This window comes from Hyalangium sp. (assembly GCF_035629615.1).
Classification (GTDB): Bacteria; Myxococcota; Myxococcia; order Myxococcales; family Myxococcaceae; genus Hyalangium.
Genome location: NZ_DASPHO010000728.1, coordinates 1 through 5475 on the forward strand (window position 1 = coordinate 1; position 5475 = coordinate 5475).

Sequence of the window (5475 nt, forward strand, 5' to 3'; positions counted from 1 at the left end):
GAGCTGTGGAAGCGGTCCACCACCGGCGCCCCACCCGCCCCCGCCGACGTCACGGCCGTAATCACCGTGGTGACATTCCACACGTGGTCCTCGTGCCACGCCGCGAGCAGCCGGCGGCATACGAGCTCGTAGATGCGCCGCTCGTCCGGCGACAGCCGCGCCTCGTCCGGTGACGTGGGCGTGGGGATGATGGCGTGGTGGTCCGTCACCTTCGCGTCATCCACGAAGCGCCGCCCCAGGGGCCGCTCTCCGGTGCCCGACGCCAGCAGCGGCTCGTACGGCTTGCGGATCGTCCGCACCACGTCCGGCAGCGTGGACGCTACCTCCGTCGACAGGTGCCGGCTCGAGGTGCGCGGGTAGCTCAGCAGCTTGTGCTTCTCGTACAGCGCCTGGGCCAGCTCCAGCGTCCGCTGAGCGCTGTACCCATACAGGCGGTTCGCGTGCCGCTGCAGCTCCGTGAGATCATAGAGCAGCGGCGGCGCCAGCTTCTTCGTCTCCGAGGTGAGTGACTCGATGGCCGCGCGGCCCGTCCGCACCCGCGCCATCACCTCGCCCGCCTCCAGGCCGTCCGCCGGCAGCCGCCGGGCCTCGCGCACGCCCTCGGCCAGCTTCACCCCGGTCTTCGGATCCACCTCGCGGAACCACGTGCCCCGGTAGCGCACCTCCGGCGACACCCCCTCGGCCCGAGGCGCGAAGGTGGCCACCACCTCCAGGTAGTCCTCGGGGACGAAGTCGCGGATGGCCAGCTCCCGCTCCACCACCATGGCCAGCGTGGGCGTCTGCACCCGCCCCACCGACAGCATGTCCCCGCCCGCCAGCGTGTAGAGGCGCGACAGGTTCATCCCCACCAGCCAGTCCGCCCGGCTGCGCCCCTTCGCCGCGTCCGCCAGCCCATCGTACGCGCTGCCCTCCTTGAGCTGCCGGAAGCCCTCGCGGATGGCGCTCTCCGTCAGCGACGACACCCACAGCCGCTTCACCGGCTTGCGGCACCCAGCCGCCTCGTAGATGTAGCGGAAGATCAGCTCGCCCTCGCGCCCCGCATCCGTGGCGCACACCACCGCGGACACCTCGGGGGCGTTCATCACCTCGCGCACCACCGCGAACTGGGAGCGCGTGCCCTCCGCCACCACCAGCGGCCACTCGCGAGGCAGCATGGGGAGCTGCTCGCGGCTCCAGCGCTTCCACTCGGGCCGTATCTCGTGCGGCTGCGCCAGACCCACCAGGTGGCCAATGGCCCACGTCACCACATAGCCATTGCCCCGGAACCAGCCCTCGCCACGCTCAGAAGCCCCCAGCGCTTTGGCAATGTCCCGCGCCACAGCGGGCTTCTCGGCCACCACCGCCAGCACGGACACACGACCCCTCTGAGCCGTCTCACGGCCCGTCTCGCGGCCCACCTCCCGGGTCCTGTGTCCTTCGAGCCCTGCGCCCATCGCATCCCACCTCATACCTTCCCCCCTACTTCATCCTTCCCCGCCCCGATGCGCTCGGGCTCCCTCGGTGAACTCTTCCTTACCTTGCTGGGCCGACATGACGCCCTCCTCTCTCACCCCACCTGGGGCGGCTGCTTGCCCTGCCTTCGAGGATCCTACCCCTCACCTCCCGTGAAGTTCTCGCACTCTCTGGCCGCTCCCACACGGCCAGGGACGCGGCGCTCGCGACCCGTGGCGTCCTCACGCAAGTGTTTGGCGTTGGACCGGAAACGCCACACGGGTGTTTTGGCCATCATCTTCTTGGGGGAGCCAAGGTCCCTTTCATCCATTGGGAGGAGGGAAGTGTCGCGCTGCCGGGCGGGGCACTTCGGTCGGGAGACCTGACGTGGGGACGCTCGCCGGGAGGGGGGAGCAGCCTCAGGCCTGGGTCGGCGAGGGGGGTGCCTCGAGAGGGGCATCCCCCTTGGCTTTTTCAGGGGGAGGCCGCCTTGCCGCCCACGCGCTGGTGCCACGCGGCGAGCACCTCGCGCTCGCGCTCCGGGGCGACACCCGCCAGCATCTTCTGGTGGCGCTCGGGCGGCAGCGTCTTGAACCAGGCCAGGGTGTCGCGCGCGGTGTCCCCCGTGGGCCGGAACGACAGCCCGAGCTTCAGCGCCCGGGCGGTGCTCACGCGGCCCACACCTCGATCCTCGCCGGAGCGGGGGATCCACACGGGCATGTGCAACCAGGGCATCACCTTCTGCTCCTCCACCAGCCACTCCGACTCGACCCAGGTGAACTTCGCATCACCACCATTGGCCGCCTTGCAGGCCTCCAACATCTCTCGCATGGTGAGGGTGCGCTCGGGACCGGTGGCGTTGAAGGTGCCCACGTCCCTGCGCTCCACCAGGCCAAGGATGAAGGCGGCCAGGTCGCGCACATCGACGAACTGCACCGGATCCTCCCCGTCTCCGGGTGCGAGCACCTCGCCGCCGCGGGCCACGCGCACCGGCCAGTAGGTGAAGCGGTCCGTCGGATCCCCGGGCCCGACGATGAGGCCCGGGCGGACGGTGGCGACGCGGCCGGGCATGGAGGCCTCGGCGGCCTTCTCGCTCAGAGCCTTGAGGGCCCCATAGTGCTTGGACACGTCCTCCGTCTTCTCGTCCGCCACCGTGGCTACGGGCGCCTCCTCGTCGATGCCGGAGACGCTCATGTCCTTGTAGACGGAGATGGTGGAGATGAAGACGTAGTGCCCGATATTGGGCGCGAGCAGCTCGGCGCTGGCCCTCACCACCCGAGGCACATAGCCGGAGGTGTCGATGACGGCGTCCCACTTGCGGCCCTCGAGGGCCTTGAGGTTGCCGTCCCGGTCCCCCTGGAGCTTCTCCACATCCGGGAAGAGCTCGGGCCGCGTCTTGCCGCGGTTGAACAGGGTGAGGGTATGGCCGCGCGGACGCGCCAGCTCCACCAGCGCGGGCCCGAGGAACCCCGTCCCCCCGAGGATGAGGATCTTCTTCTTCGAGACGGGAGCCGCCGGGGCCTGCGCGGACGCGCTGCCGTCCTTGGTGGATGCACACCCCACTGCCCAGAGCGAGCCGAGCGCGGTTGCTCCCTGGATCATGCCTCTGCGAGACAGCTTCATCGCCGTGTTCCTCCCTGGAAAGGTTCATGCCCTCAACGGGCTGGCAAGTCGCCGGGAACGGACGTCAGCTCCGCCACCTCGGCACTGCGCCGGACGCGCGGGTGCCGGGCCAGATACAGGGAGACCGCCAGCCACAGGCCCGCCACGGGCATGGCCGTCAGCAGCACTCCCGCGGCCCCGAGCCCGAGCGCGGTGAGCCCACCCTCCATCCACCCTCCCGCCACGTCTCCCCCCCGGTACACCACCGTGTCAATAAAGCTCTTGGCCTTATACTTCTCTTCGCGGCTCACCGTGGTGAAGAGGATCTCCCGCGAGGGCCGCTCCAGCGCGTAGTGCGAGGCGCCGCGCAGCGCTCGGACGGCGACGAAGAGGAAGACGGCGGGCACCGCCGCCAGTCCCAGGAAGCCCAGGGCGGTAATCACCGGCGCCACGGCCATGGCCACCGCCAGGCCCAGCTTGGAGATGAGCCGCCCGGTGACGAAGGCCTGGACGAGCAGCGTGAGGACCTGCACCCCCAGCTCGATGTTGGCGAACGCGGTGGTGCGCGCGGCCGCGCCGGTGGCCATCGTGTCCACCAGCTTCACCTGGAGGATGTAGAGGAAGGTGGAGGTGACGGTATAGAAGACCGTCTGCAGCCCCAGCCCGAGCAGGAAGGGCGAGGTGGCCAGCAGCTTGAGGCCGGAGAGCACACCGCCGCCTACTGGTGCCCCCAGCGAGGGTGGCTGCTGCACGTCATGGGCCCAGCGCGAGAGCCGCTGGACGCACTGCGCGCTCACCTCCAGCAGCACCGCGGTGAGGAGGATGAGGTTGACGGGCCCCAGCGGAATGGCGAGCTGGCGGACCAGGAGCAACCCCAGGAGGATGCCCGTGGTGCCACCGCCGGCGATGAAGCCAAAGAGGCGCCGGCCCTGCTCGCTGACGAACAGGTCCGCCATGAAGCTCCAGAAGACGGAGACGACAAAGAGGTTGTAGACGCTGAGCCAGACGTAGAAGGCGCGCGCCACCGGCTCGCGGGCCACGCCCAGCTTCAGCACCACGAAGAAGCCCAGCAGGTTGAGCAGGAAGAAGCGGTACACCAGCGGGATGACGCGCTTGCGCGGCCAGCGCGACACCAGGGCCGAGTACACCGGCACCGCCACCATCATCACCACGAAGGTGGCCGTCCACAGCAACTTGAGGTTCTTCACCCCGCCGGCCGTCCCCATCTCATCCCGCACGGGCTTGAGGATGAAGTAGCCGCACATCAACGTGAAGAAGTAGAGGAAGGACCAGAGGACGGCCCCTACCTCTTCGTCCCGCACGTCCACGAATCGCTTGAGCATGGGTGAAGGTCGCACGCGCGCAGGCCCCAACTCACGCCTGGGGCCGCTATTCCCGGTGTGAGCCTGCCCCTCGAGCGAGGGTGCTCACGATCCGGGAGGGGCGCTCAGGCCCCTCCCTGCGCGGCGCGAAGGACAGCCTCCACCCGGGGCAGCGCCTCCCGGATCTCCGCCAGGGAGACGGCACCCACGGAGAGCCGGAACCAGCCCGTCTCATCCGTCAGCCCGAAGGCCTGGAAGGGCACCACCCCGAAGCTCGCCTTCTCCAGGAGCAGCTTGCGGATGTCCTCGTTGGTCTTCAGCCCCGCCTTGCCCACCAGGTCGAACTGCACCGAGAGGTAGATGGCCCCCTGCGGCGCGATGGCGCGCACGGGCAGCCCCGCGTCCCGCATCTTCGCCAGGCCCTGGTAGAGCGCCTCCAGCCGCTCGTCCACCCGGTGCTTCATCGTCTCCATGAAGGTGGCGGTGCCCGGCACGTCGTCCAGCGCGCGCGCCACGGCGATCTGCTCGGCCTTGGGAGCCCACGCGCCCACATGCCCGATGACATCCCGCATGCGCGAGATGATGGACGGCGGACCCACACCCCACCCCACGCGCACGCCCGTGGCCGCGAACGACTTGGAGATGCCGTCCACGAACACGGTGTAGTGCGCCATCTCCGGCACCAGCTCCACCGGCGTCACGTGCTTCACCCGGCCGAAGTTCAGCGTCCAGTAGATCTGATCGTACATCAGGATCAGCGGCGGCTGCCCCCGCTCCTTGCGCGCGCGGTTCTCCGAGACGATGCGCTCGCAGATGGCCTGGAGCGCCTGCGGGGTGATCATCGTCCCCGTGGGGTTGAGCGGGCTGCACAGGCAGAGCAGCCTCGCGCTCGCCATGTGCGGGGCAAGCTGCTCCACCGTGGGCATGAAGCCGTGGTCAGCCTCCGTGACGACCACCGCGCTCCGGGCTCCCATCATGTGCGCGTAGTGGTTGTTGTTCCAGGAGGGCACCGGGTAGATGACGGTGTCGCCCTCGTTCAGCACGGTGCGGTAGCTGCCATAGATGATGGGCCGCGCGCCGCCGGCGATGACGATGCCCTCCAGCGGATACTTCAGGCCGA

4 protein-coding genes are annotated in these 5475 nt (G+C 69.5%); all 4 read right to left on the reverse strand.

What is annotated here, in order from left to right:
- A partial coding sequence (locus VD972_RS36220; protein ID WP_324993383.1) for a DNA topoisomerase occupies positions 1 to 1448 on the reverse strand: 1448 nt, incomplete at its 3' end.
- A 457-nt stretch (positions 1449 to 1905) separates the two neighbouring features.
- The gene (locus tag VD972_RS36225; protein WP_324993384.1) at positions 1906 to 3054 is read right to left on the reverse strand and encodes an SDR family oxidoreductase; all 1149 of its coding nucleotides are present in this window, start codon (positions 3052 to 3054) and stop codon (positions 1906 to 1908) included.
- Between the two features lie 32 nt (positions 3055 to 3086).
- On the reverse strand, positions 3087 to 4376 hold the full coding sequence (locus tag VD972_RS36230; protein WP_324993385.1) for an MFS transporter: 1290 nt from the start codon (positions 4374 to 4376) through the stop codon (positions 3087 to 3089).
- A gap of 104 nt (positions 4377 to 4480) precedes the next feature.
- Positions 4481 to 5475, reverse strand: a 995-nt coding sequence (locus VD972_RS36235) for a pyridoxal phosphate-dependent aminotransferase (protein ID WP_324993386.1), incomplete at its 5' end; no start/stop codon positions are given.